Raw genomic sequence first — 26,845 nt, forward strand, 5'->3', positions numbered from 1 at the left:
TTATCTCTATTTTTATAGGGTTAAAAAATATAGGATTTTTTATGGATAAAAACCCGTATATCTTTTATTTATTATTTTTAATTATAGGAATTTTTTTAGGAGATTTTTTATTATTTAATTTCTATTTTTTAATCTCCATATTAGGGATTCTTTTCACTACTTTATTCTTTATTAGAAAGAACATAAAACTTAGAATTACTTTCTCAATACTTTTATTTATTTTTTGGACTGTCCTTGGAACTACTTTAGTTAAAATAAACTCATTTTTACCTCTGCATCATTATATTTATTTTAAAGAGGATAATGCTATACAGTTCATTTCTGTCACAGTTAAAGAACAAGGCAATTCCAATTCTAAAAGCAGAAAATATGTTGCAGAGGTGAACCAAATTGCCAACAAGGACAAATTTTATTCCACTTGTGGAGATGTGTTACTTTTAGTAGATAAAGAAAAATTTAATTCTGTTTTAACCTTAGGGAACCAATATGATTTACTTGTAGAATTGAAAGACCCAATCAAACCTTTAAATCCACATCAATTTAATTATTCCCAATACTTGCAACAACAATACATTTTGCAAATGGCTGATGTGAAAAAAATTCTGTCGATAACCCCTCATCAATCCATTCTATATAAAATAAAAAATCTTAATCAGAGAGTTGTTGAAAAAATAAATCATTCCAATCTTTCTAAAGGATCTAAGGAATTTTTAAAAGCTTATCTACTCGGTGATCGTTTTGAAATGGATAAGAATACCTTAGAGGCTTATTCCCAATCTGGAATTATGCATTTAATAGCCATTTCGGGAATGCATATTGCTTTTATATTTAGTATAATTTTCTCTGTTTTTCATTTATGCTTAGGGAGAAAAAGGAGAACTTTAGTAATTATAATTTCTCTTTTCTTTGTTTGGTTATTCGCAATATTGGTAGGTCTTTCATCTTCGGTATTTAGAGCCTGTTTAATGATAAGCTTGTTTTATATTTTTGAATTATTAAAAAGAATTTCAAATATTTATCACAGCATTGCTCTTTCTGCCATTGTCATTTTATTAATAAACCCTTATGAAGTCTATTCCATTGGTTTTCAATTGAGCTACTGCGCTGTATTTTTCTTATGTTGGCTTGCTAAACCTCTATCTTTAATACTAAAAACCAATTACAAAGGATTCAATCAATGGATTATAAATCCATTGTCTGTAACCCTTGCGGCACAATTGGGTACTTTGCCATGGGTAATCTTCTATTTTCATCAATTCTCCTTACTATCCATACCATTCAATTTTATCATAATTCCGTATTCATTTATCATTACTTATGCTTCAATTGTTGAACTTTTATTTCTTTATCTGCCTAATGATTTTCATTCCTACTCTGCATTTATTTATGATTTTCTAATAAAATTACTGGTAAATTCAACCTCATGGATTTCTTCACAAAATACTTTTATGTATAAAAATATTCCTTTGGGACTAGTGGAAGCATTATTTTTAACTTTCAGCTGTGTAAGTATTCGGTATATATTTAAAAGTCCTTATAAACTCAAATACTTTTTTCCTTTTTTATTAAGTTTAATAGCTTTTCAAATTACTAGATTAAGCTTAAAAATTAAAAACGATTATAAAAAGCAAGTGATCGTTTTTCATCACACTAAAACTTTGGTGGGTTTAAGAAACGGAAATCAACTTTTAATTTTAAAAGATTCAACTCTAAACCTTGCTGATATACAAAAGCATATTCTTATTCCTTACGAGGCTGGTGAAAGAATTTCGAATACTGAATATAGAAATTTTTATTTAGATAGAGATTATTTTTGGGAAGGTAAAATCATTAAAGCTTTAAACTATAAACAACTATCAGCACTAAATACAAATAAAACAACAATTATTGTATCTTCTTTTGAACCGTCCATAAAAAAGTCAAATTCTCATTCAATAATTATCTCAGATTCTCAAGCTACAAAAAGTAATGATTTAGGAGTCCCTTCCAAAGAAAATGTATGGATTACTAGCAAACAAGGGGCTTACATTACTTCCCTTCCTTAGCATAATATTCATCAATTTGACTTTTTAAATCCTTTAGAGCTTCCAAAAAGTCTTGAGCTGGAAAATATCCTGTAACTACCGTTAATGTTTGACCTTTGTCGTCTACTAAGGCTATGGATGGATATCTTAATTCTCCGTTCAAAAGACTATAAGCCAAAGACTGCACTCCCACTCTACCGTCGGTAACCCAAGAATAATATTTTCCTTTAAATTTTATATCGTCTTTGGATTCTGCGTTAAGCTTTACAGGTATAAAATTTTCATTTACGTATTCTGCCACGGACTGATTGTTAAATGTATTTCTATCCATCAACTTGCAAGGTCCGCACCAATCCGCATAAACATCTATCAACATTAAACGTTTATCGCCCTTTTGCTGTAAACTATCTGCATTTTCAATATTCATCCAATTGATTAAATGATTTTCTTGGCTTATCAAAAAATTTAATGAGAATATACTTATAATTATTACTGAAATAAACTTCATTTTAAAAGTTGGATTTAATTTTTACACTAATATAACTTACTTCTACAAAAGTAAAAATTAATCTCATTTAATTAATTTTAAATTATTATTTTTGGTTCGTATAAAATTTATATTTTTTACTTTAATAATTTAATTATTATATTTATTTTATTTTTTTTAAATAATATTATAACAAAATTAAAACTAATATTGCCATAATGAGATTTTTTTTTACTTTCTTACTTTCATTACTTTTTAGCCTTAAAAGTCTATTCGCTCAAGAAGTTATTGTACCCAATGTTACCATAAATGATCATAATGGTATTTCTGAAATCATAAACATTGACTGTGCTTATAACTTTTACAACGACCAACCCAACAGAATTAAATTAACTGCAAACTATAGCGATATACGAGTCACCAATGACTACACTGTAGCTTCAATAGAGTATAATCCTGTAGTAGATTTTGGTGCTGGATCTTTAATTCATATTGAAAGAAAAGATGGCATCAGAGATGATGCTTTTAGCTCCAAAATACCATTGCCTTTTAAATTTTGTTTCTACGGAAAAGAATATTCCAGCATTGTAATTAGTGACAATGGGGTAGTTAGTTTTAATACTTTGTATGCCAATGAAGAAAATCCTTACACGATTAGTGGAAGCATTCCAAATTCTAGTCTTCCTATTGCTTCCATTTTTGGAGCTTATCATGACATGCAACTAGTGGATGAAAATAAGGCTAGTAAAGATTTGGTAAAAATATACGTGGAGGGTACAGCACCTTATCGAAAATTTATTATCAATTACAATGAAATTCCACAATTTAGTTCAAACAAAAAGTCTACTTCACAAATTGTTCTTTATGAAACTACAAATGTTATTGTTATTTATGTAAAGAATAAAGATTTAAACAGCACTACAAGTAAAGAGCGGAAAGCTTTAATCGGTATTACCAATGCTACTGGATCTAACGGTATTGCTGCCCCAGGAAGAAATACAGGAGAATGGGAAGCAAAAAACGAAGCTTGGAGATTCTTACCTTCAGGCAGTTCAAGCATATCTGTTAAGTGGTACGACAGTTATAATAAATTAATTGGTTCGAATCCTACGTTGGTTGTTAATCCCAGCGTAGATACAAAATATAAAGTTGTTGTTACTTATAGCTTATGTACTACAGTTACTAAAGAATCCGAAATTGAAGTTAAGTTTCTACCGGACTTTCCAACCGCAAATAACGTGGAGATGGACCAGACTGCAATTCCATGTCTAAACGAAGGTGAAACGGCTGAAGTGGATTTAACCAAATTTCAAAAATCTATAAATAGCAGGGACGATCTGAAGTTCGTCTATTACACTTCATTATCTGGGGCTGAAAATGCAGAGGAAAAATATTTAATTGCTGATCCTAAACATTTCCAGTATAATTCTGATAACACCACCGTTTATGTACGTGTAATAAAAGAAAAGCTCTGCTATACCACTTCAACAATTAAACTACGCATAAATAGAAAACCAAAAATACAGGACAATAAAACCTTTAATTTTTGTAATACCAGCTCTAATTCCCCCCTTTACATCAATCTTATTTCAGATGTTGCCCATCAGCTAAGTGGTTTTTCTAGTTCCACGATGAATATAAAATTTTTTAATAACCAATCAGATGCAGCCTCAAATAAGAATGAAATTGTAAATCTTAGCAAATACCCACTTTCTTCATCAACAACTTTATATATAAGGGTTTGAAACAAAAGCTTTAACGACTCCAATTGTTCAAATATATTTTCAGTAAACCTGAATTTATCCTCTAGCTTGCGATTGGTTGACAATCTTGAAAAACTAGTTTGTTTTCTTTTGGAAGGCCAAGAAATAGAAATAGATCTTACTCAATTTGAGCAGGAATTATATATAAATTCCGATGGGAATCATACAAATAACATTGTTAAATATTATACTTCTCCTATTTATAATAGCAGTTACGAAATAAAAAACCCTAAGAGTGCTAAGATTACACTAGATGGTATTGTGTTTGTAAAAATTACGGATCCTGCTACCTCTTGCGAAGGCACAACTACAATTCATTTTAGAGCAGACGGAGATTGTGATGGCAAACCTGGGGGAGGAGAATTAGCAGGAGGCGGAGGAGGACCGATACTATGTGATGTTCCAGAGGGTACTCATGAAATAGATTTAATAAGGAACTACTTTGTATATAAACTCCCTAAAGGACTTACTTTAGACGATATTGAAATTTTAGATATTACAGATACGAATAACAAACCTGTTGAAAACCCTTACACCATTGAGTATACACCACCGTCCTATCAAAAAACTTTTATTGTTCGATATAAAATAAAAGAGACGGGGATTATTACCCGGAATACGTTTACAGTTCTACTTACCAGTAAACTTAAATTCAAACAAGATTACTTTAATGTATGTAATTATGAAAATGCAGACTCTAAGGAAGTTATAATCTCTCTTGACAAAGAATTTAACGAACTATATAAAAATACCAATTATAAATTATTATACTTTAAGTCTATTGAAGATATAGAGAATTACCTTAAAGATCCATTTAACAATCAAGATCTTCCTATTACAACCATTCAATTGTATTCTAACAAATACGTAAAAGTTTATGTTTTAATGAATTACGATAGATGTTCCTACAACTACGAAATTAATTTAAAACTTGAGAAGATGGATACTGTTAATTTAGATTATACCATTTGTGATTTTGGGGGGGATAATTATGAAAAAATAAACCTCAAACTTTACGAAGATGATGTAAAAAAACTGTTTAACGGTACTTCAAAAGATATTTTTGAAATTGTTTATTTAAATGTAGAAGATCCTAAAGAATTTGAAATGAAATCTAGCCCTTCTACCATAAGTTTAAGTGTAAGAAAAAACAACGGTTGCGCATATAAAATAACATTAAACTTCACCTTTACTACGGCTGTTGCCTTGCCTAAAATTATCAATCTTTTAAATGTTTGCTATGATGACACGGACAAAAAAACCGACCTGAGTTTGGTACTGAGTGAAATAGCAGAAAATACTAGGATAATTTTTTATTCTGATGAATATGCAGCGGAAAAAGGAGATGAAAATTCAGAATATTACATTGGAACATACGGAAATCTAAACCAACCTCCTCTTTACCAAGTAAAAGAAGAAACCACGATATTTATTCGTGTAGAAGACCTTACTACTGGATGTTTTAAAATTATTCCTTTGCCTGTAATTCCAATAAAAATAGAGGACTTGAGTAGTAATACAATATCCATTTGCGATTATGAAGAACCTAACATTGAGAACATTAAGATTATAGATATAAAAAATTATTTAATACAAGCCAAAAATTATTTAATACAAGCCAATAACTTTTTAAAAAAAGAAACATTGGATTTACAATTCTATCTTAATGAAAAAGATGCTAATGAAAATAAAAACGAGATCGCAACTTTCATACAAGCAACTCCAACTACTTATTTATATTTAGTAATTACTGATTCTCAAACCGGTTGCCGTAGATTATTTAAACTAAATTTTGAACTTATTCCTCCCCCCGTTATCCAAACCAATAAAGAATTTTGGGTTTGTGATAACGCTTCTAAGAACAGCAATAATACAACACTTGAAAAAATTAATTTAAATCAATTCAATTTAGATTTTATTACTGAAGGCACTGAAAATGATTATTCATTCTCATTCTCGTACGATGAGTACTTTGATCAACCTGTTGGAACATCTGGCATCGCAACCATTTCTTCATTTCCAATTACTTTATGGGTAAAGGTTACAAACAAAAAAACCAATTGTTACACTATAAGTCCATTTACCTTAAAAGCATATCCTTCAATGGAAAATAAATTTCAGAACAAGTTTATAAATTTCTGCGCTGATGTTAAAACGCAAATTATCGATTTGAAGGATTTAGCAAAAGATATGGTAATTAACCCAAAAAACATAGCTTTATATACCATTACTTATCATTATACTTTACAAGAAGCTGGAAATAATTTAACAAGTACTATTTCTCAAAGTTTAATTGATAATGGAATTACTGTTTCTGACAAAGATGCTTTCTACATAAAGTTTACCCACTCTACCACTGGATGTTTTATTATAAAAAGGCTGGATGTAGTAATCAATCCAACCCCTAAAGCACAAGTAATTTTCCCTTACTTGTGTGACGATACAGATGGAAAATTAGATGGAAAGTTCCTTATTGAAGATTTAAATGATTACAAACAATTTAGATCCCAAATAATTACGGGAGAACTGGAAAGTGTAATGGACAAAGTATATGACTTTAGTTTCTATATATCATTAACGGATGCTGAAAATAAACAAAACAAAGTAAACCATAAAAACTTTACTCTTACCGAGTCTGAATTAACAGCCCCCGACACTCCCGGAGATCCCTATTTTTATCAATTATGGGTGAGAATAGACAACAAAGAAACCGGATGCTTCTCTTTAGTTTCAATCATGTTTAATATGAATCCGAAAGTGAATTTAAAGAAAGAAGTTGTTGAACTGACAGAATGTGATAAGGTAGGATATGGAAATAGTATTTTTAATCTTACTTTGGCAAAAAATAACTTAACAGATCTTACTGATGCTCAATTCAGTTATTATTTATCTGAAGATGAGGCTAGAGACAACCAAGCTGTTCCGATAAATAATCCTTTAACTTATACTAGTCGAGTAACTAATGATAAAGAAGGTATATATACCATTGATTATATCTATGTACGAATTAAAGACCTGAAAGGTAATTATTGCGACCAAATTGCTAAGATTAAACTTCGTACTTATCCATACATAAAGATTACCAATATTCCTGAGATTACCATTTGCGAATTTCAATCCGACGGAAAAACTGAAAATACTATCAATTTAAATGATGAAACTAAAGGTCTTCTATCTGGATTAGACTTAGCCATACAAACAGATTTAGAGATAAGTTTTCATACCAGTAAAGAAAATGCGACAGGAGATATCTCCATCCCATCCTCAGAAATTGCCAATTATAAACTTCCTATAGGTATTACAAAAATCTGGGTTAAGTTCAAAAGTAAAACAACACAATGCTACCAGTTACAAGAGATAACCATCAACAAGCTTGAAGCACCAAAAATTAAGTCCGTAAACTATATTTTTTGTGATGACAATTTAGATGAAATCTATGAAGTTCCATTAACTGAATTGGAACATTTAATCCTTTCTAATCATGAGAACTATGACATCGGCTTCTATGAAAATTCCACCGATGCTGAGCTCGGTAACCATGCCATTGATAAGAATAGATTATATATTGTTCCTTTTTCACAATTCCCTAAAAAATTAGCCATTCGTGTTATTGAAAAAAACACTTCATGCGTAACTACGGGAACTTTAATACTAAATACTAATCCAAAAATAAATCTAATAAATAAAGAAGTGGAATTAGTTGGTTGTGATGAAGATAACGACGGATTTTCTTCTTTTGATTTAACTTTAGTTTCTGAGGAAATATCCGAGGATTCAGACATTTCCTTTTCTTATTTCTCTACTTTAGAAGATGCTCAAAATAATCAAAATCCAATTTTAAATTTCACCTCCTATATCAATAAAAAAGCCATTGAAGATTATGTTTATGTTAGAGTAGAAGAATATCCGGCAAGCCATACTAGATGTCCTTCTTTAGCTAAAATAAAATTAAAAACGTATTATTCCACCAATCCACTACCTGCTGAATATTTTATTTGTCCTAGGGGTAAGGGTACTTTAGATGGAGGAGATTATGATTTCTGGGAATGGTCCTTTAACGGTAAAGTAATTAGCAATCAAAGATATCTAGATATATCAGAAACAGGTATTTACACGCTAAAAGTTAGTAAAAACCTAAACTATGGCATCGCATGCCCTTCTACCTTTAGCATAGAAATTAAACTTTTAAGAGAACCTGTTATTATGGAATTGAAACAGGGCAAGGATTATATTACAGTAATTGCCCAAGGCCCTGCACCTTTAGAATATTCTTTGGATCAGATTCATTGGCAGGATGACAATACTTTCTCTAACTTATCCGAAGGTATATACACCGTTTATGTCCGCTCAAAAGCTAATGGGTGTAATTCAATATCTTCCAAAGGAATAATATTTGGAATACCTAATGTAATTACTCCCAATGGAGATAGACACAATGATGTTTGGAGACTTGGTGGATTAAGCATGTTTAATGGGGAATATTCCCATATAAAAATTTTTAATCGCTATGGTAAAATTGTATTTGAAGAATCCTCCAATACTTATTTCTTATGGGATGGAAAATATTTAGGCAGAGTTTTACCAACTGCTTCTTACTGGTACATTATCACTATTGCAGATGGAAGAAAATTTACGGGATGGATTTTACTGCGAAATTATGATGATATCGATACTTATAAATAAATCTCGATAAATTAAAAACAAAAGGCAAGGTTATAACCTTGCCTTTTGTTTTTCTAGTTATTTAAATTATATTAATAAAAGTAAAAATTAATGAAAACTAAAGCCTTTAACCTTAGTATATATAATTATTCAATGATGAACTTACAAAACAATTAATTTTTCAATAATTAATTTTAAAAATTCTTTGGTAAAAAAAGTCTTTAAGATTAAAAAATTCACATATGCTAAACATAAATTATATAATTTATATTTATACTTAAAATTTTTATTAAGCCATTATTTTTTAGAAATATAAATATCAAAAAAATACAAATGATTTATAAGCGAATAAGAAGCCATTTAAATAACTATAATATAGCTTAATAGCTTAATACCATAATTATCTATATCTAAAACCTCTGGAATTTATAAAGTTATCTAAATTATAACCTAACCCCACCAATAAACCATCTCCTCCTTCTTTGTAAATATCCGTCAACCCAAAGTTATAACCGAAAGAAAAATTAAGTTTATTTAATTCCGCTTGAAAAAATGGAGTCAAAGATAAAGGTCCATTAATTTTAGAGTCATTCGCAATTCTATAGCTTACACCTACTGCAAATAAATTAACCTCACTCTGATATTTAGCTCGAAGATTAAAATCTATCATTTTTTCAGCATTTGTATTAAGTGTAAACATCATTGATGGCTCAATAAATAGATTGGAAGGTAATTGCCAATCATACCCTAAATTAAGATAATACCACGAAGGCGAAGGCTCTATAGAGTTTACCACTGGCTTATTTTGACCCAAAGGTAAATCCAAGACAGAAACCCCGGCAAAAAAACCAGAATAATAAACAGACATACCTAAATTAAGATAAGGAAGAAATACTGTTTTATTATTATATATTAACGGATCAAATAGATCATCGGGACGAAGTCTTGAATAATCGAAAGATTGAGAAAACATACTTACTGAAGCTCCAAATGAAAATTGACTTTTGGTGCGATCTTCATCGCCTAAAGGAATATGATAGGCACTTGATAAGTTAAAACCTGTTAGCGACATCGGGCCGTTCTCATCTCTAAATAAATATATTCCCAAACCCACACGATCAAAAATATTTGAATGTAGGCTTATCGTTTGTGTATTTGGACTGGACTCTATGTTATTCCATTGTTGATGGTACGTAGCTTTAAATACAATGTCGTCTGTAGAACCTGTATAAGATGGATTTATTAATACTTTATCGGATAACAGATATTGCTGGTCAAAAGGAATACTTTGCTGAGCAAAATTTTTATTTAAAAAAAATATACTAAACAATAATAACAATTTAAAATTTTTCATAGAATATTTTATCCTTTATAAAGCAAAAATATGAAAAAAAAATAGCTTTTTAATATTTAAATTAAAAAGCTATTTTTAATCAGTTCTATGATTAATTATAAGGAACTCTGTAATTCTTCCGTTATTTCCATATTGTGAAAAACGTGTTGAACATCGTCGTCGTCCTCAAATTTTTCTAACATTTTCATAATTGTCTGTGCCTGATCTAAAGGCAACGTCTTCATCGTATTAGGCAATCTTTGTAAATCAGCACTTTTAGGCTCTATTTTCAATTCTTCAAACTTATGGTTTATAGAACCGAAATCTTCAAAAGAACTGGTAATAATAACTTCATTATCCTCGATATCAACCTCTTCAGCCCCTGCATCAATCATCTCCAATTCAAAATCTTCCCAATCCATTGCAATGGAATCTTTATCTAAAGTAAAAATACCTTTTCTATCAAAAACAAAGGTCAATTCTCCATTTTTCCCTAAATTCCCATCAAACTTATTAAAGATAGCCCTAACATTAGCAACGGTTCTTGTTGTATTATTGGTCGTGCATTCTAAAAAAATTGCAATCCCTCCAGGTCCATACCCCTCATAAGTTACCTCGTCGTATTGTTCCGCATCAGCACCGGAAGCTTTTTTTATAGCTCTCTCTACATTATCCTTAGGCATATTAACCCCTTTAGCATTAAGCAAACAACGACGTAAAGCTGGATTTGCTTCCGGGTTTGGTCCTCCTGCTTTTACAGCAATTGCAATTTCTTTTCCAATACGGCTAAATTGCTTAGCCATTTTATCCCAGCGGGCTAGTTTAGACGCCTTTCTATATTCAAATGCTCTTCCCATATTCAAGTTTAAAAAATTATAGACAAAAATAAGAATTGTAAGGATGGATTAAAAATTAAATTATGAATTCAAATGATTCCCTTTAATTCTTCTAAACAAGTTATAGCCAACACAATTGATTCAGTAAAAACAGCCTCCTTTATCAACTTAAATCTATAAAACTTAAATCCGGTACATCATCCGCATATCTACATCAACTCTTTAGGAATAATACAAATAGGTATCGGTTTAATTTTATGTTGTGCCGCTTTATTTAAACGCTCATAAATTTCAAATACTTCTTTTTGTCTACCCGAAAAATCAGAAGATACATGATTTTTATGTACACTCATAGCCCATTCCAATTCAGGATAGGTGGCCCCCAACTGATCTTCGTCCGAGCGATCATCTCCCCATAAACCATCGGTAGGTTTTGCCTTTTGTATTTCTTGAGATATCCCCATCTCTTTCGCCAATTCAAAAACCTGACTTTTTAATAAATCTGCAATAGGGCTAATATCCACTCCTCCATCTCCATATTTAGTAAAAAAGCCTACCCCAAAATCTTCTATTTTATTCCCGGTTCCACATACCAAAAAATTATACAATCCGGCATAGTAATAAAGAGTAGTCATTCGCAAACGAGAACGCGTATTAGCTAAAGACAAATTTGTATTTGTATTACCTTCATCCACCTCCAAAGCTTCAGTTAAAACATCAAATGAATTAGTTAAATCTACCCTCTTAGTTAAAACATTAGAAAATTTATTCTTTAAAAAATCCATATGTTCTCGAGCTCTAGAAACTTGTTCTATGGGCTGATGTATCGGCATTTCTAATAATAAAACCGGTTTACCTGTAGCAGCTACCAAAGTAGAAACCACTGCAGAATCTATCCCTCCAGAAACTCCCACTACAAAGCCTTTCATTCCTGAATTTTTAATATAATCATTCAGCCATTCTATAATATAAGAAATTACTTCTTGTGTTTTCATAATACGTATCTTTGCCTATTGTTTTTTAAATTTAAAAAATCCAATGGTAAAAATAACGAAGTTTTTATACTTTTTTCTAATCTTAGCACTAATTAGCAATTGCTCAAAAAAAAACAAAGCGGAAGAATATTCCAAACGTTGGAAAATTGATGTTGGCGGCTCAGAATCAGAAGTTGAAATTATAGATATTTCCAAAGACTTTTATAATTTAAACTCTCCCATTTCAAATTTTAAAGAGAAATATCCATTTTTTTTAGATGCTAGAATTTCAGATCAAAAATATGAAACTCAACGCAGGGATACTACTGAATTAAATATTTATAAAGAAATTGTAAAAAACGTAAATACGAGTCAAATCCAGAAAGATCTTACGGATCTTTTTAGTCATATTAAATATTATTATCCCGAATTTAAAATTCCTAAAGTTTATTTGTATTCTTCCTTTTTACAGGATTATTTAAACCCTGTTACTTACGTCCCTGAACAAAATGCAATATTTATAGCTACTGATAATTTTTTAGGTGCTGATAATAAATATTACAATCTATTTAGGATTGATAAATATCTTCAAAAAACTATGAGCCCAAACTATTTAAGTTCTAAAGTTACCGATGAAATTATTAAACAATTAAACTTATTACCTAAAAAATTAAACAGCCAAAATTTTGTTTCACAAATGATACGGCAGGGAAAAATCCTCGCTTTAAAAGATGCATTTCTCCCAGATTTACCCGATGAGTATAAAATGGAATATACAAAAGAACAATACGATTGGGCGAAAAATAATGAATTTGATATTTGGAATTTCTTTGTACAAGAGAATTATCTATTTAGTGACGATATTGGTTTATCCGATAGATTTTTATCTCTAGCTCCTTTTTCTAAATTTTATACAGAAGTTGATACCCATAGCCCGGGGAATATAGGATCTTGGGTAGGATGGCAAATAGTAAAAAAATATTTACAAGAAAATCCAGAAATAAAATTGCAAGATTTTATAAATAATACCAATCACGATCAAATTTTTTCAAAATCCAGATATAAACCCAAACAAAACGAAACCGTTGAATCAGAAAAATAATTAGAGATGAAAGAGACTGAAATAAACTTTGCTATTGATTTAGATGAAAATCATATCCCTGAAAAAATTATTTGGGCAGCTCCTGATGGAGGAGTGGTTGGACAAGAAACTAAATCTATCCTTCTATCCGTTTGGGACCACAAAACTAAAGAAGCGTTACGTATTGATCTTTGGACAAAAGAAATGCCTGTAGATGAAATGAAGCGTTTTATTCACCAAGTATTCATCTCTTTGGGGGATACTTACCAAAAAGCTACGGATGAAGAAGATGTTGCTGAGGAAATAAGAAAATTTGCCGAATATTTTGCTGATCGAAGCGGTATTAAAATGTAATGTTTCAATTTTAAAATAAATAATCATGATACTCCATAGTAGAAACAGAAGATTAAGAAGTAGTCAATCTATAAGGGATCTTATGCGTGAAACTACTCTAACAACTGATGATTTTATGCTTCCTTTATTTATAACTGAAGGAAATAATATAAAGGAAAAAATATCTTCCATGCCTGGAATCTATAGACAATCTTTAGATTTAACTCTGAAAGAAATTAAAGAATTATGGTCTTTAGGAATTAAGGCTGTTAATCTATACGTTAAAGTAAGCGATAATCTTAAAGATAATACAGGAAAAGAAGCATGGAACAAAGAAGGACTTATGCAACAAGCAATCAAAGCTATTAAAGATACTGTTCCAGAAATGATAGTTATGCCAGACGTTGCTTTAGATCCATATTCTATTTATGGGCATGATGGGATTGTTAAAGAGGGTAAAATCATCAATGACGAAACCGTAGATGCTTTAGTAAAAATGAGCTTATCTCATGCAGAAGCTGGTGCTGATTTTGTCGCGCCCAGCGATATGATGGATGGAAGAGTCTCTGCTATACGTAAAGCTTTGGAAGAAAATCACTTTCACGATGTTGGTATTATGAGTTATACTGCGAAGTATGCCAGTTCTTACTATGGACCTTTTAGAGACGCTTTGGATAGTGCTCCTGGTTTTGGTGATAAAAAAACCTATCAGATGGATTACTGCAATAGTAAAGAAGCGATTAATGAGGCTCTCAAAGACATTAATGAAGGTGCAGATATCATTATGGTTAAGCCCGGACTTCCCTATTTAGATATAGTTTCTAAATTAAATGAGTTAGTTGATGTCCCTATATCGGTATACCAAGTGAGCGGAGAATATTCAATGATTAAAGCGGCTGTAAATCAAGGATGGCTTGACAATAACAAAGTTATTATAGAAAGCCTTAGCTGTATTAAAAGAGCAGGAGCAAGTCTTATTACAACTTATTTCGCTAAAGAAGCAGCAAGAATATTAAACTCATAATTGAATACTTTAAAATTTTATCTCTGGCATTATTTTTGAAACTTTTAGGTTTAATTTAAAAAAGCTTTATTAAGAATGAAAAAAAATATTTTATTACTTTCTGCTATTTCTGCATTTATTTTTTTTACAAGTTGTGATAAAAAAGCAGAACAGAATCAATCAAATAATGATTCTATCCCTGTAGATAGCATTGAAATTACAGATCTAACCATTGAAGAAATCCCTGTTCCAGATGAAGTTGTCGGTACCTATGAAGGAACTTTCCCTTGTGCAGATTGTGAAGGAATTAAAACTCATTTAGAATTAAATAAGGACAAAACTTTTAAACGTACAGAGGAGTATCTTGGAAAGAAAAAACCAGAAGATAAAAATGTGTTTGAAACCAAAGGAAATTACAAAGTACTTAATAACAAACATGTGGTTTTAGTTCCTGACAGCACTGAATTTGTAATTGGAATTGATCAATTAACTCTTGCTCCTACTAATAATAACGCCTCTCCTGAAACTAATACCTCAAATTATGTTTTAACTAAAATTAAGATTAAAGAAGACAAAGAAAAAATTCAACAAGAAGTAATTGACAGCACTGGACAAGTGATTGACAAAACTAAAGAAAAGATTAAAGTACAATAACTTATAAAAAACCTAAAAGATTAACTTTTAGGTTTTTTTGTAAATAATCTAAATTAATTCCTACCAATTTGGTAGGAATAATTCTTATAAGTATATTTGTATTCACATTGATCGATAATATCATGAATTTTAGAAAATTAACCTATTTAACTTTATTACTTTTAACCATTTACTCATGCTCCAATAAAAACTCAGAAAAAATACAAATATCTGGAGCATTTGCCTTATACCCCATGATGGTTAAGTGGGCTGAAGAATTTAAGCATGAGAATCCCGGAGTGAAAATTGATATTTCAGGAGGTGGTGCTGGAAAGGGAATGACTGACGTCTTATCTGGAATGGTAGATATTGGAATGATTTCCAGAGAAATACACGACGAAGAAATAAAAAAAGGCGCTTATGCCTTTACCGTCGCTAGAGATGCAGTAGTAGCTACGATGAATACTCAGAATCCAGAATGGAGTGAAATGAAAAAGAAAGGTTTATCATCCGAAAAGGCTTCCAAAATATGGAACGCTGAATATAAAACTTGGGGCGAAATATTTAATAATACCAATCAAAATCCCCTAAATGTTTATACAAGATCCGATGCCTGTGGAGCTGGAGAAACTTGGGCTGCATGGATGGGTGAAAAACAAGAAGATTTGAAAGGTAGAGGGGTATTTGGAGATCCGGGAATTGCTTCCGCAGTTCAAAAAGATGTAAATGGTATTGGCTACAACAATATAGCCTATGCTTACGACATAAAAACAATGAAACCTCAAGAAAATTTAGGCATTATACCCATTGATATAAACAAGAATGGAAACCTAGAAGGGGATGAAGATTTTTATAAAGATCTGGGTTCTATGATTCAAGCAATTTCTAATCATAAATACCCTTCGCCACCGGCTAGAAATTTATACCTAGTTACTAAAAACAAGCCTACCAATCCAGTGGTTATTAAATTTATTGAATTCATATTAACCAAAGGACAAAGCTACACTGCTGAAAATGGTTTCATAAAAATATCTCCAGAAACAGCCAAAGAGGAATTAAAAAAAATAAATTAGAGAAGTAATTAAAGGTGAAATCTTTAAAATGTCGCATACTAAAAGATAAGCTAGCAAGGTCATACATGCTAGCTATAACTCTTTTATCTATCTTACTTTTATTTTTTATGGGTGGGGGACTTTTTAATAACTCCCTACCTTTACTTAAGTTACATTCTTTAAAAGATTTACTTAGTTCTTCTAACTGGAATCCTTTTAAAAATGAATTTGGCTTTTTCCCTTTCATTTATAGCACTTTGCAGGTTACCTTATTGTCCATTGTTTTAGCGTTTCCAGTCTCATTGCTCACTGCCTTACTTATAAGCGAGAAAGCATCTTCTCATTTTAAAAAGATTATAAGCCCTGTTCTTGATATTCTTGCCGGAATCCCATCTGTCATTTATGGGGTATGGGGAGTTTTAATCATAGTCCCATGGATTTCAAAGTACTTAGCTCCCAAATTCTCTATCTCTAGTAGTGGATATTCTTTATTAGCCAGTGGTATCGTCTTAGCCGTAATGATAATCCCCATATTGATCAGTTTATTAACACAAATATTTACAAATGTACCCGAAGATTTAAAAGAAGCCTCTACATCCTTAGGAGCTACCCAATGGCAAACCATTAAAAATGTGGTGATAAAAAAATCACTATCCGGTATCATAGCTTCTGTAGTACTAGGAATTTCTAAATCATTTGGTGAAACGATAGCTGTGGTTATGGTCTGTGGCAATTCCATACAGATCCCTCATTCAATTTTTGAATCGGGCTACCCTTTACCCGCTTTAATTGCCAATAACTATGGAGAAATGATGTCCATTCCCAATTACGAATCTGCCTTAATGTTTGCTGCCTTCTTATTATTTTTTATGATATTAATTTTTAACTTAATTTCTAGAATCATTCTCCATCGTTTACAAACTAAATTTTAAATTATGAAATTTAAATTTATAGAAGAACGTATTGCCACGCTTTTCATGTATCTAGCCGCATTTATAGTCGTAGCATTTTTAGGTAGTATTTTATGGACTATTATTAAAAATGGCTTCCCTTATTTAAATTGGTCCATGATTTCTAAACTTCCTTCCGGAGGGTTTTACATTGGAGGAGATGGTGGAATTTTAAACGCAATTGTAGGATCTCTCTATATAGTTGCAGGCGCCACTATTCTTGGACTATTGATTAGCATCCCTGTAGTTTTTTACCTAAATGTTTATTTAACAACTCACTCCAAATTTGCCCAGCTTTGCAGACTTACGTACGACGTTCTATTTGGTATTCCATCCATTGTTTACGGAGCCTTTGGATTTACTTTAATGATTTATTTTGGCTTACGAACCTCCTTGTTAGCCGGAATTATTGTAATAACTTTATTAATCATTCCGATTTTTATACGTTCTATGGATGAAGCAGCCAAAGAACTACCTAAAGATTTAATGGATGCTACCTATTCTCTAGGAGCTACTCGCTTAGAAGCCCTTAAGATTTTTATGAAACAAATAGCCCCGGGTATAGGTACGGCTACCTTTCTATCTATCGGTAGAGCGATTGGAGATACGGCTGGAGTTTTATTTACTGCAGGATTTACGGATAATATACCAACCGCTTTGGATGAACCTGCCGCTACTCTACCCTTATCTATTTTCTTTCAATTGAGTAGCCCTTCTTCAGAAGTTAGGGAAAAAGCGTATGCTGCTGCACTTTTATTAACCCTTATCATATTAGTTTTAAGTATTTTAGGTAGAATCTTTTTTCATAAATATTCAAAAAATAAATTACGATGAATTTAACTCTTCCCCATAAATTATTACAAACTTTTAGTAAAGACTCTATTACTGATACTAAGATCAATAATTCAGAATTTTTACCGTACGACAAGTTTAACAGTAAAAAAAGTTACCCCGATCTTCGGATCAAAGATTTTAACCTTTCTATACAAGGACATAAAATCTTAAAGAATATTAACACTACTATACACAACCAAAGTATTACTTGTATTATTGGTCCTTCAGGATGTGGAAAAACTACCCTTTTAAAAAGTATTAATCGATTAAATGAAAACCTGCCTAATGTCAAAATTCATGGAGATATACTCCTAGACAATGAAAATATTTATGGCAAAAATGTAGAACTTACCCACCTTAGAAAAAAATTAGGTTTGTTGTCTCAACGCCCCACCCCGTTACCTATGTCCATTTATGAGAATATTACCTACGGTTGTAAAATCCATGGACTTAAGAACAAAAAAAAGTTAAACATTGTCGTAGAATACTACTTGAAAGCTGTTGGCTTATGGGAGGAAATTAAGGACCGTTTGCATACTCCTGCTACCCGTCTTTCTATTGGTCAACAACAAAGACTATGCTTAGCACGAGGCTTGGCGGTCGAACCTGAATTTATCTTAGGGGATGAGTCCACTTCAGCCTTAGATCCTATTTCCAGCGGTACTATAGAACAATTATTTTTATCCTTAAAAGAAGAATATGGAATTATTTTAGTCACCCACACCCTACGTCAAGCCAAAAGAATTGCCGATTATGTCATTTTTATGTATATGGGTGAAATCATTGAACAAGGAAAGGCTCAAGAGATTTTTGAAAATCCACAGCAGGAACTTACTCAAAAATATATTTCAGGCGCATTCAGCTAACCATTAATCACTTAATTCATAAATCATCCAAAAAATTCAAGGAAAATAGAAAAATAATTTGCACAATTGAAATTTTATTCTATAAATTTGCAGAAATAAATATACAAAACATAATAATACGAAGCAAAATGTTCAAAGTAATTCACATATTAAATAACATTGATTTCCCATCTATGGGAAAATATTAGCTTCGGGAATAAACTTCAAAAAATTATCCAATAATCTATAATAGATAAACCCGAAGCAAAGTTTCGGGTTTTTTATTGTTCTATCGATAAATGATCATTTATCCTCCTACACTTTTTCGTATGGAATGCTCAATTTAAAGTCCGAGGCTTATGGAACTGTTTCTATTTGGTTTTTTATAAAATCAAACTAACTGTTAAGTATTCGTAAATAAGTATATCGTAACAGTTTTAACTAAAATATAAACCGTTATGGGCAAGATAAAATTAAAAGGAAAAGATTTATTAAAGTTGGGTTATCCCAACAATAAGATCGTAAACATAGCCATTGAAGTTATGCAAAAAAACTTTGAAAAAAAGAATAAAGCTTATGTACTAAGCATACTTAAAGACATTCAAAATCAACCCGAAGAATATAAAAATCATTTAATGCTCGGGCAAATAGCCAAAGAATTTTTGAATCTTACCAAGGTAGAGAAAAGAAAACTGGAAAGCCAAAGAGCACCATATAAAATTTTTGGCATTGAACAAATAGCCGAAGAAGCCATTCAACAATTGTACACCTCTTTAAAACTCCCCATTTCAATTCGAGGAGCTTTAATGCCAGATGCACATGTAGGTTATGGATTACCGATTGGTGGAGTCTTAGCGACTGAAAATGCAGTTATCCCTTACGGAGTTGGTGTAGATATTGGGTGCAGAATGTGTTTAAGCATATTAGATGTACCTACCTCATATTTGGAAGGTAGTAAGGATAAATATTTAAATGCATTGCAAGAGCATACTAAGTTTGGCATGTACGAAGCGCACCAAAACCATATTGAACATTCCATTTTTGAGGAGGAAGCTTTTCAAATGATTCCATTATTACGGCGTTTAAAAGCAAAAGCCATCAAACAAATGGGAACTTCTGGGGGTGGAAATCATTTTGTGGAATTTGGAGAAGTGGAAATTCTTGAAGAACATTCTATGAATCAACTACCCAAAGGAAAATATTTAGGAATACTTTCTCATAGTGGTTCGTGAGGCCTAGGAGCTGAAATTGCGCAAACCTATACCCGAATAGCTATAGAACAATGTCCCTTACCCAAAGAAGCTCAACAATTGGCTTGGTTAGATTTAGATTCGCATTTAGGAATAGAATATTGGACAGCCATGAATTTAGCCGGAGAATATGCGGCTGCTTGCCACACAGATATTCATCGAAGATTAATGAAGATTACCGGAGGTCGTTTATTAGCAAGGGTAGAAAACCATCACAACTTTGCATGGAAAGAAATTCACGAGGGTAAAGAAGTAATTGTACATAGAAAAGGAGCTACACCTGCTGCAGATGGTCAAATAGGATTTATACCCGGATCAATGACTTCCAAAGGGTTTATTGTACGTGGCAAAGGTAATGCAGAAGCGCTTCGTTCTGCCTCCCATGGAGCTGGAAGATTACTTTCTAGGCATAAAGCTAAAAACGTTATTACCAATTCTGAGATTTCTAAAGAACTAAAAAAACACCATGTAGAACTTATCGGAGGAAGTAAGGAGGAAGCTCCAATGGCTTATAAAAACATTAACGAGGTTATGAACTCTCAGTCTGATTTAGTAGATATTCTGGGAACTTTTAAACCTAGATTGGTAAGAATGGATAAAAAATAACTTTCATGATGAGAATAAATAATTCATAGAACTTATGTATAAGAAAACTTTACAACTTACTTCTGGTAGAGGTCCTGTGGAATGTGAATGGGCAGCAGCACAAATTTTAAAACATCTAATACAAGAAATAAACAAAGAGAAATTGAACTATAAAATTATTGAAAGAACTTCCGGAACTTTTCAAGGCACTTTACAAACGGCATGCCTTGAAATATATGGTGAGAAAGAATTGTTAAATCAATTCATTTGCTCTTGGTTAGGAGTTATTCAATATATAGGACAAAGCCCTTTTAGAAAATTTCATAAGCGGAAAAATTGGTTTATAGAAATTTCAGAAGTTTCAGAATTAAAAGAAATAAACATTTTAGAAACAGATATTAAGTACCAAGCTGTGCGTTCACAAGGCCCCGGAGGACAAAAGGTGAATAAGGTAAATACAGCTGTTAGGGCCACCCATCTGCCCACAAAAACCTCTGTATTTGTTATGGACTCACGTTCTCAATTTCAGAATAAAAAAACGGCTAGAGATCGTTTAATCGAAAAGATTAAACTTAAAAATTACGAAAATTTAAAAAGCCAGATTCAAGAAAAATGGAATCATCAAACTGATATACAAAGAGGAAATCCTATTCGTGTATTCACTCATAAAGATTAGTCTTAAACATGAAACAAAATAACCTAAGAAAATTATCAATTATAAACCTTTCAAGACATGAAATTTTGTACAAAATATACCTAATTCCTAAAACAATAATCAAGCAATGATTGATTTTCAAAACATCTCAAAACATCTCAAATTCTAAAAAATAGAGATTCTCCAAACTAATGAATCAAAAGATGTTATTTTTGCAATACAAATATGTATTTATAGTTAATAAATAAAGATGAACACCATACAAAATAAATATTATTTCCAAGCTTTAGACAACTTCCCGTACAATATGGAAGATACCATGGAAGCTCTAAACTACGCTTTGTCTTATGATCCAAACCAAGCCGATTGCTTATGTTTACTGGCAAGGGTGTATGCCGAAGTTCTTAATGATTACACCACCGCCAAGGAGTATTTTGAAAGAGCAATGGCTTCTAATCTACATTGTATATCATTGTACCCTCCTTATATCGAATGCCTTCTATGGAATGAAGACTTCCAAGAGGCGGAAAAGCTTATTCATTTCGCTTTAACTGTTAAAGGGATAGATAAAGCCGCTATTTACAATAAGAAGTCTTTGTGGTATGAATACCAAAGAGACTATAAAAATGCTTTAAAAGCCATTGATGAAGCTAGATTACATACCTATACCCAAAGCTTTATGAGCCATCTGGACGATCGTGCTAAACTTATCAAGCAAAAAGAAAAAAAAGTGAATAAAAAACCAAGGAATTCTAAATAGAATTCCTTGGTTTTTTTATTGGTATAATTATCCATTTCTCATCCGTTATCCTAAATATAATTCCAAATAAATTCTTAGAATTTCATATCTATTTTATACTTTAGTTCTAAGCACAAGATCAATAAAAAAGCTTTTTATAAAAACCATACGAACTCATGTAAGAATAACTTATTTTTGTACGTATGATTTCCAAAGAAACCATTGATAAGATTTTCTCCACCGCTAGGGTTGAAGAAGTGATTTCCGATTTTGTTAACCTAAAAAAATCCGGAAGCAATTATAAAGGTCTCAGTCCTTTTGTGGATGAAAAAACCCCCTCGTTTATGGTTTCTCCTGCCAAACAAATCTGGAAAGACTTCTCTTCTGGCAAAGGAGGGAACGTAGTTACCTTCATTATGGAGCAGGAGCACTACACCTACCCGGAAGCTTTGCGCTATTTGGCAAAAAAATACCACATTGAAATAGAGGAAGACGAAACCGAGCTAACCGAAGAACAAAAGGAGATACAGCTGAACAAAGAAAGCTTATACCAACTTTCTGAAGTGGCAAATGAATATTTCCAACAACAACTCTGGGATGAAGAAGAAGGAAAAACCTTAGCTCTTTCCTATTTTAGAGAAAGAGAAATTCGAGACGAAATTATTAAACAATTTCAATTGGGGTATTCGCCTAAAAGTAGAAGCGCTTTTACTACTTACGCCCTGGAAAAAGGATACAAACGAGAAGCTCTAGAAAAATCCGGACTTGGCATTTTTAAAGAAGATTCTGAAATTGGGTACGACAGATTTCGCGAAAGAGTAATTTTTCCCATTCACAGTTTTTCCGGAAGGGTTTTAGGTTTCGGGGGCAGAGTTTTACAAAACCATGGAAAAACTGCCAAATATCTAAATTCTCCTGAAAGTGAAATTTATCACAAAAGCCAAACTTTGTATGGGTTATTTCAAGCCAAAACCCACATCATTAAGGAAGATAATTGTTATTTGGTAGAAGGCTATATGGATGTTATAACCCTTTACCAAAATGGAATAAAAAATGTAGTTGCCTCTTCCGGCACCTCTCTTACCACAGACCAAATTAGACTAATTAAAAGGCTTACTCCCAATATTACCATTTTATACGATGGGGATCCGGCAGGTATAAAAGCTTCCTTTCGTGGAATTGATATGATTTTGGAACAGGAAATGAATGTGCGCGTTTTACTCTTCCCCCAAGGGGAAGATCCGGATAGTTTTGCCCGCAAACACACGACGGAAGAAATTGAGCTTTATTTTAAACAAAACATCAAGGATTTTATAAATTTTAAAACCGATGTTTTACTGGAAGAAACCCAAGGAGACCCTATAAAAAAAGCATCGCTCATCCGAGACATTGTAGGCAGCATTGCTTTAATTACCAATCTTATTCAGCAAGAAATCTATATAAAAGAATGTTCTCGTTTATTAGATATTTCTGAACAAGTATTGTTTAGCGAACTGGCACAAATTTCTCAACCAAAGGAAAATAAAGAAAATTCTTCTTCGGCTCCACGCCCACAGCTGCAAGCCATAAATAAACAATCCTCCAAAGAGGTTGATTTTACTTATAAGATAGAGGAAGATATTTTAGACCTTATGCTTTCTTATGGGGATTTTGAAATTGAAATAAAATATCAGGACGAGGATGAAACCTATTCTACCACAGTAATTGAAGAAATTGTTCAAAAACTACAGGAAGACGATATACAGTTTAGCATTGACTTTTATAACAAAATTTTCCATGACATTATAGAAGGTTTAGAAAATAACGAATTACGTACCGGTAGTTATTTTGTAAAATCGGAAGAAGAAGAATTTACACATTTTGCAGCGGAAAAAATGTTGAAAAAGTACTCCATTAGCAAAAATTGGGAAGCCAAAGAAATATTTGTGCCTACCTTAGAACAAAACCTAGCGAAAAATACTAAAGATGTTATTTTAACTTATAAATCTATGAAGATCATTCAAATGAAAAATGCTTTAGCTTTACAACTAAAAGAAGAGGATCTCACAGACGAAAAGAGAATAACCATTTTTAAACAATTGATGAATTTAGATACTCTTTTAAAAAGGATTAAACAATTGGAAAATCGGGTTATGTAATTTTTTGCTTCCTCTAAGACTATTCCGTTTAGATAGATTAAAAAACATACATTTCAAAATAACTAACGTATTACCTCCAAGGAGGCTCCTGGGTACGGGCGGTACAAATATATTTTATATTGAGCCATTTATAAATTTATTCTCCGAAATATGGCCGGTTTCCTTAAGAGTTTAACGTAAAATTGAGCTTCTGTCTATAAATAGGTTAACGTTGAAAAGGAAAGAAGTTATTGGCTTTAAATTTTCTATTTTTGTATTCATACTCTTTGTCTATGCAAACCTTAAAAAAATATTTCCCTTGCCTTACTGAAAAGCAAGAAAAACTATTCAATAAGTTACCTTCTCTTTACAAAGAATGGAACAAAAAAATTAACGTCATCTCCCGGAAAGATATTGATTTTTTGGGTGAAAGGCATATTTTGCACTCTTTAGGAATAGCCCAAGTACTTTCTTTCCAACCTAAGGCTAAGGTGCTCGATATCGGAACTGGTGGGGGATTTCCAGGAATTCCTTTGGCAATTTTATTTCCAGAAACCTCCTTTGTTTTGGTTGATTCCATTGGAAAAAAAATTAAAGTGGTACAAGAAATTGCAGAGGCTTTGTCATTAACCAACGTAACGGCTCTGCATTCTCGAGCGGAGGAAATTGACGATCGATTTGATTTTATAGTAAGCCGGGCTGTAACTCAAATGCCTACTTTTATTAACTGGACACATAACAAGTTTCTAAAAAAAAATATGCATTCTTTAAAAAACGGGATTCTTTATTTAAAGGGAGGAGATTTAACAGAGGAATTAAAAGAATTCCCTAAGGCAAAAATCTATCCGCTTTCTAATTTTTTTGAGGAAGATTTTTTTGAAACCAAGAAGGTGGTTTACTTGGAAAATTAAAGCGGCAGATACTGCTTTTAACTTTTTATTTTTGCGCTTTTTGGTAAAATATAATGTAAATTTGTTTTTCAATACCTAATACACTATGCACGAAGAAGAAAAAAAAACCTCTAATTTTTTAGAGCAAATTATAGACGAGGATTTAGCACAAGGGTTTCCTAAAGATAAACTTCGGTTTCGTTTTCCGCCTGAACCTAATGGCTTTCTACACATAGGGCATACCAAGGCTATATGGATCAATTTTGGATTGGCTCAAAAATACCAGGCGCCGGTAAACCTAAGATTGGACGATACGAATCCGGAAAAGGAGGAGCAAAAATATGTGGATGCGATTAAAAAGGATATTGAATGGCTGGGCTACCGATGGGATCAAGAATGTTACGCTTCTGACTATTTTCAGCAATTGTACGACTGGGCTGAACAGTTGGTAAAAGAAGGGAAAGCCTACGTGGATAGTCAAACTTCTGAAGAAATTGCGGAACAAAAAAAATCTCCTTACGAGGAGGGCGTGGAAAGCCCTTACCGTAATAGAAGTGTGGAAGAAAATTTAGATTTATTGAGAAGAATGAAGGCGGGAGAATTTGAGGAAGGTGCTCATTTGCTTCGTGCAAAAATAGATATGAAATCTCCCAACATGAATTTAAGGGATCCTGCCATGTATAGGATTATAAAAAAATCTCATCACCGAACGGGAGATCAGTGGTGCATTTACCCTTTATATGACTGGACACATGGAGAATCTGATTATATTGAACAAATTTCTCATTCTCTTTGTTCTTTAGAATTTGAAAACCATAGACCTTTGTACGAATGGTTCATTAACCAAGTTTACCAAGAGGGAACGGTAAAAAGTAAACAACGAGAGTTCGCTCGTATGAGTTTGGCTTATACTTTAACCAGCAAAAGAAAGCTTTTGCGTTTGGTGGAAGGAAACTATGTTTCGGGCTGGGACGATCCTCGTATGCCTACCATTTCGGGGATGAGAAGAAGGGGATATACCCCTGAGGCGATCCTAGATTTTTTAGAGAGGGTAGGCGTTGCAAAAAGGGAAAATTTGATTGACCTTTCTTTACTTGAATTCTCTGTTAGAAATCATTTAAATAAAATTGCTCCGAGAGTAATGGCAGTAAAAAATCCGGTAAAAATAATTATTACCAATTACCCGGAAGGAGAAATTGAATATGTGCGTGTGGAAAACAATCCGGAAAACCCAGAGAGTGGAGAGAGAGAAGTGCCTTTTTCAAGAGAGATATACATTGAAAGGGAGGATTTTATGGAGGAGGCTCCTAAAAAATTCTTCCGACTTACTTTAGGAGGGGAAGTTCGTTTGAAAGGTACCTACATTCTAAAAGCGGAAAGGGTGGACAAAGATGAGACCGGAGAAATTCAAACCATCTACTGTACCTACGACAAGGACAGTAAAAGCGGTAGCGGTACAGAGGCTAGTTTAAGAAAAGTAAAGGGAACTTTACACTGGGTTTCAGCCACTCAAGCTCTTCCTATTGAAATACGTATGTATGATCGTCTTTTCAAAGTTGAATCTCCGGATTCTATGGAAGGTGATTTTCTAGATTATTTAAATCCTGATTCTTTACAGGTGGTTCAAGGATATGCTGAACCTAGCCTTCTTAATGCTACCATTGGCAGTAAATATCAATTTCAACGTTTGGGTTATTTTGTGGTTGATGAAGATTCCACGAAAGAAAAACTCATTTTTAACCAAACGGTGGGTTTAAAAGATACTTGGAGTAAAATCGCTAATCAAAAATAATAGGCAT

20 protein-coding genes and 1 pseudogene are annotated in these 26,845 nt (G+C 32.3%); 17 read left to right on the forward strand and 4 right to left on the reverse strand.

Annotated features, from left to right (window positions below; genetic code table 11):
* Positions 1 to 41 precede the first annotated feature (41 nt).
* Complete coding sequence (locus ETU08_RS04895; RefSeq protein ID WP_146261902.1) at positions 42 to 2,045, forward strand: ComEC/Rec2 family competence protein; 2,004 nt, start codon at positions 42 to 44, stop codon at positions 2,043 to 2,045.
* On the opposite strand, the gene ETU08_RS04900 is transcribed toward ETU08_RS04895, so the two are convergent.
* The gene (locus ETU08_RS04900; protein ID WP_146261903.1) at positions 2,029 to 2,532 is read right to left on the reverse strand and encodes a thioredoxin family protein; all 504 of its coding nucleotides are present in this window, start codon (positions 2,530 to 2,532) and stop codon (positions 2,029 to 2,031) included. The two genes, ETU08_RS04895 and ETU08_RS04900, sit on opposite strands and share 17 nt — an antisense overlap.
* Before the next feature lie 197 nt (positions 2,533 to 2,729).
* Here ETU08_RS04900 and ETU08_RS04905 point away from each other — a divergent pair, with 197 nt between their 5' ends.
* Together ETU08_RS04905 and ETU08_RS04910 are read left to right on the forward strand one after the other, a co-directional pair.
* Entirely contained in the window at positions 2,730 to 4,256 is a 1,527-nt protein-coding gene (locus ETU08_RS04905) for a hypothetical protein (protein WP_146261904.1), read from the forward strand.
* A gap of 108 nt (positions 4,257 to 4,364) precedes the next feature.
* Positions 4,365 to 8,957: a T9SS type B sorting domain-containing protein gene (locus ETU08_RS04910; protein ID WP_146261905.1), complete on the forward strand. Its 4,593-nt coding sequence runs from the start codon at positions 4,365 to 4,367 to the stop codon at positions 8,955 to 8,957.
* A gap of 379 nt (positions 8,958 to 9,336) precedes the next feature.
* Here the strand turns inward: ETU08_RS04910 and ETU08_RS04915 are convergent, their stop codons facing one another.
* From ETU08_RS04915 to nadE, 3 genes are all read right to left on the reverse strand, one after another.
* Complete coding sequence (locus ETU08_RS04915) at positions 9,337 to 10,290, reverse strand: PorP/SprF family type IX secretion system membrane protein (RefSeq protein ID WP_146261906.1); 954 nt, start codon at positions 10,288 to 10,290, stop codon at positions 9,337 to 9,339.
* 95 nt (positions 10,291 to 10,385) lie between these two features.
* Entirely contained in the window at positions 10,386 to 11,126 is a 741-nt protein-coding gene (locus tag ETU08_RS04920) for a YebC/PmpR family DNA-binding transcriptional regulator (RefSeq protein ID WP_146261907.1), read from the reverse strand.
* 188 nt (positions 11,127 to 11,314) lie between these two features.
* The gene (gene nadE, locus ETU08_RS04925; RefSeq protein WP_146261908.1) at positions 11,315 to 12,100 is read right to left on the reverse strand and encodes an NAD(+) synthase; all 786 of its coding nucleotides are present in this window, start codon (positions 12,098 to 12,100) and stop codon (positions 11,315 to 11,317) included.
* Positions 12,101 to 12,143: 43 nt separating this feature from the next.
* Between nadE and gldB the strand changes: the two genes are divergently transcribed.
* The 14 genes and pseudogenes from gldB to ETU08_RS04995 all read left to right on the forward strand — a co-directional run bounded on the left by gldB (position 12,144) and on the right by ETU08_RS04995 (position 26,838).
* Positions 12,144 to 13,181, forward strand: a complete 1,038-nt coding sequence (gldB, locus tag ETU08_RS04930; protein WP_146261909.1) for a gliding motility lipoprotein GldB — start codon at positions 12,144 to 12,146, stop codon at positions 13,179 to 13,181.
* A 6-nt stretch (positions 13,182 to 13,187) separates the two neighbouring features.
* Complete coding sequence (gene gldC / locus ETU08_RS04935; RefSeq protein ID WP_146261910.1) at positions 13,188 to 13,514, forward strand: gliding motility protein GldC; 327 nt, start codon at positions 13,188 to 13,190, stop codon at positions 13,512 to 13,514.
* 25 nt (positions 13,515 to 13,539) lie between these two features.
* A complete protein-coding gene (gene hemB, locus ETU08_RS04940; RefSeq protein ID WP_146261911.1) occupies positions 13,540 to 14,517 on the forward strand; it encodes a porphobilinogen synthase in 978 nt (325 codons plus the stop codon).
* 75 nt (positions 14,518 to 14,592) lie between these two features.
* A complete protein-coding gene (locus tag ETU08_RS04945) occupies positions 14,593 to 15,150 on the forward strand; it encodes a copper resistance protein NlpE (RefSeq protein WP_146261912.1) in 558 nt (185 codons plus the stop codon).
* A gap of 122 nt (positions 15,151 to 15,272) precedes the next feature.
* The gene (locus ETU08_RS04950) at positions 15,273 to 16,202 is read left to right on the forward strand and encodes a PstS family phosphate ABC transporter substrate-binding protein (protein ID WP_146261913.1); all 930 of its coding nucleotides are present in this window, start codon (positions 15,273 to 15,275) and stop codon (positions 16,200 to 16,202) included.
* Between the two features lie 14 nt (positions 16,203 to 16,216).
* Positions 16,217 to 17,113 carry a phosphate ABC transporter permease subunit PstC gene (gene pstC / locus ETU08_RS04955; RefSeq protein WP_221410538.1) on the forward strand — a complete coding sequence of 299 codons (897 nt, stop codon included), beginning with the start codon at positions 16,217 to 16,219 and terminating at the stop codon, positions 17,111 to 17,113.
* A 3-nt stretch (positions 17,114 to 17,116) separates the two neighbouring features.
* The gene (gene pstA / locus ETU08_RS04960; protein ID WP_146261914.1) at positions 17,117 to 17,965 is read left to right on the forward strand and encodes a phosphate ABC transporter permease PstA; all 849 of its coding nucleotides are present in this window, start codon (positions 17,117 to 17,119) and stop codon (positions 17,963 to 17,965) included.
* Positions 17,962 to 18,831 carry a phosphate ABC transporter ATP-binding protein gene (locus ETU08_RS04965; protein WP_146261915.1) on the forward strand — a complete coding sequence of 290 codons (870 nt, stop codon included), beginning with the start codon at positions 17,962 to 17,964 and terminating at the stop codon, positions 18,829 to 18,831. Before pstA ends, ETU08_RS04965 begins: the two co-directional genes overlap by 4 nt.
* A gap of 437 nt (positions 18,832 to 19,268) precedes the next feature.
* Positions 19,269 to 20,666: pseudogene (locus ETU08_RS04970) on the forward strand (RtcB family protein).
* Positions 20,667 to 20,700: 34 nt separating this feature from the next.
* Positions 20,701 to 21,321, forward strand: coding sequence for a peptide chain release factor H (gene prfH, locus ETU08_RS04975; protein WP_146261916.1), 621 nt, complete (start codon positions 20,701 to 20,703; stop codon positions 21,319 to 21,321).
* 229 nt (positions 21,322 to 21,550) lie between these two features.
* Positions 21,551 to 22,060: a tetratricopeptide repeat protein gene (locus ETU08_RS04980; RefSeq protein WP_146261917.1), complete on the forward strand. Its 510-nt coding sequence runs from the start codon at positions 21,551 to 21,553 to the stop codon at positions 22,058 to 22,060.
* 182 nt (positions 22,061 to 22,242) lie between these two features.
* On the forward strand, positions 22,243 to 24,177 hold the full coding sequence (dnaG, locus tag ETU08_RS04985; protein ID WP_146261918.1) for a DNA primase: 1,935 nt from the start codon (positions 22,243 to 22,245) through the stop codon (positions 24,175 to 24,177).
* A 272-nt stretch (positions 24,178 to 24,449) separates the two neighbouring features.
* Positions 24,450 to 25,067, forward strand: a complete 618-nt coding sequence (gene rsmG / locus ETU08_RS04990) for a 16S rRNA (guanine(527)-N(7))-methyltransferase RsmG (RefSeq protein ID WP_146261919.1) — start codon at positions 24,450 to 24,452, stop codon at positions 25,065 to 25,067.
* Between the two features lie 85 nt (positions 25,068 to 25,152).
* Entirely contained in the window at positions 25,153 to 26,838 is a 1,686-nt protein-coding gene (locus tag ETU08_RS04995) for a glutamine--tRNA ligase/YqeY domain fusion protein (RefSeq protein ID WP_146261920.1), read from the forward strand.
* Positions 26,839 to 26,845: the final 7 nt, after the last annotated feature.

Origin of the sequence: Apibacter muscae (assembly GCF_007845635.1) — a bacterium.
GTDB classification, from domain to species: Bacteria; Bacteroidota; Bacteroidia; order Flavobacteriales; family Weeksellaceae; genus Apibacter; species Apibacter muscae.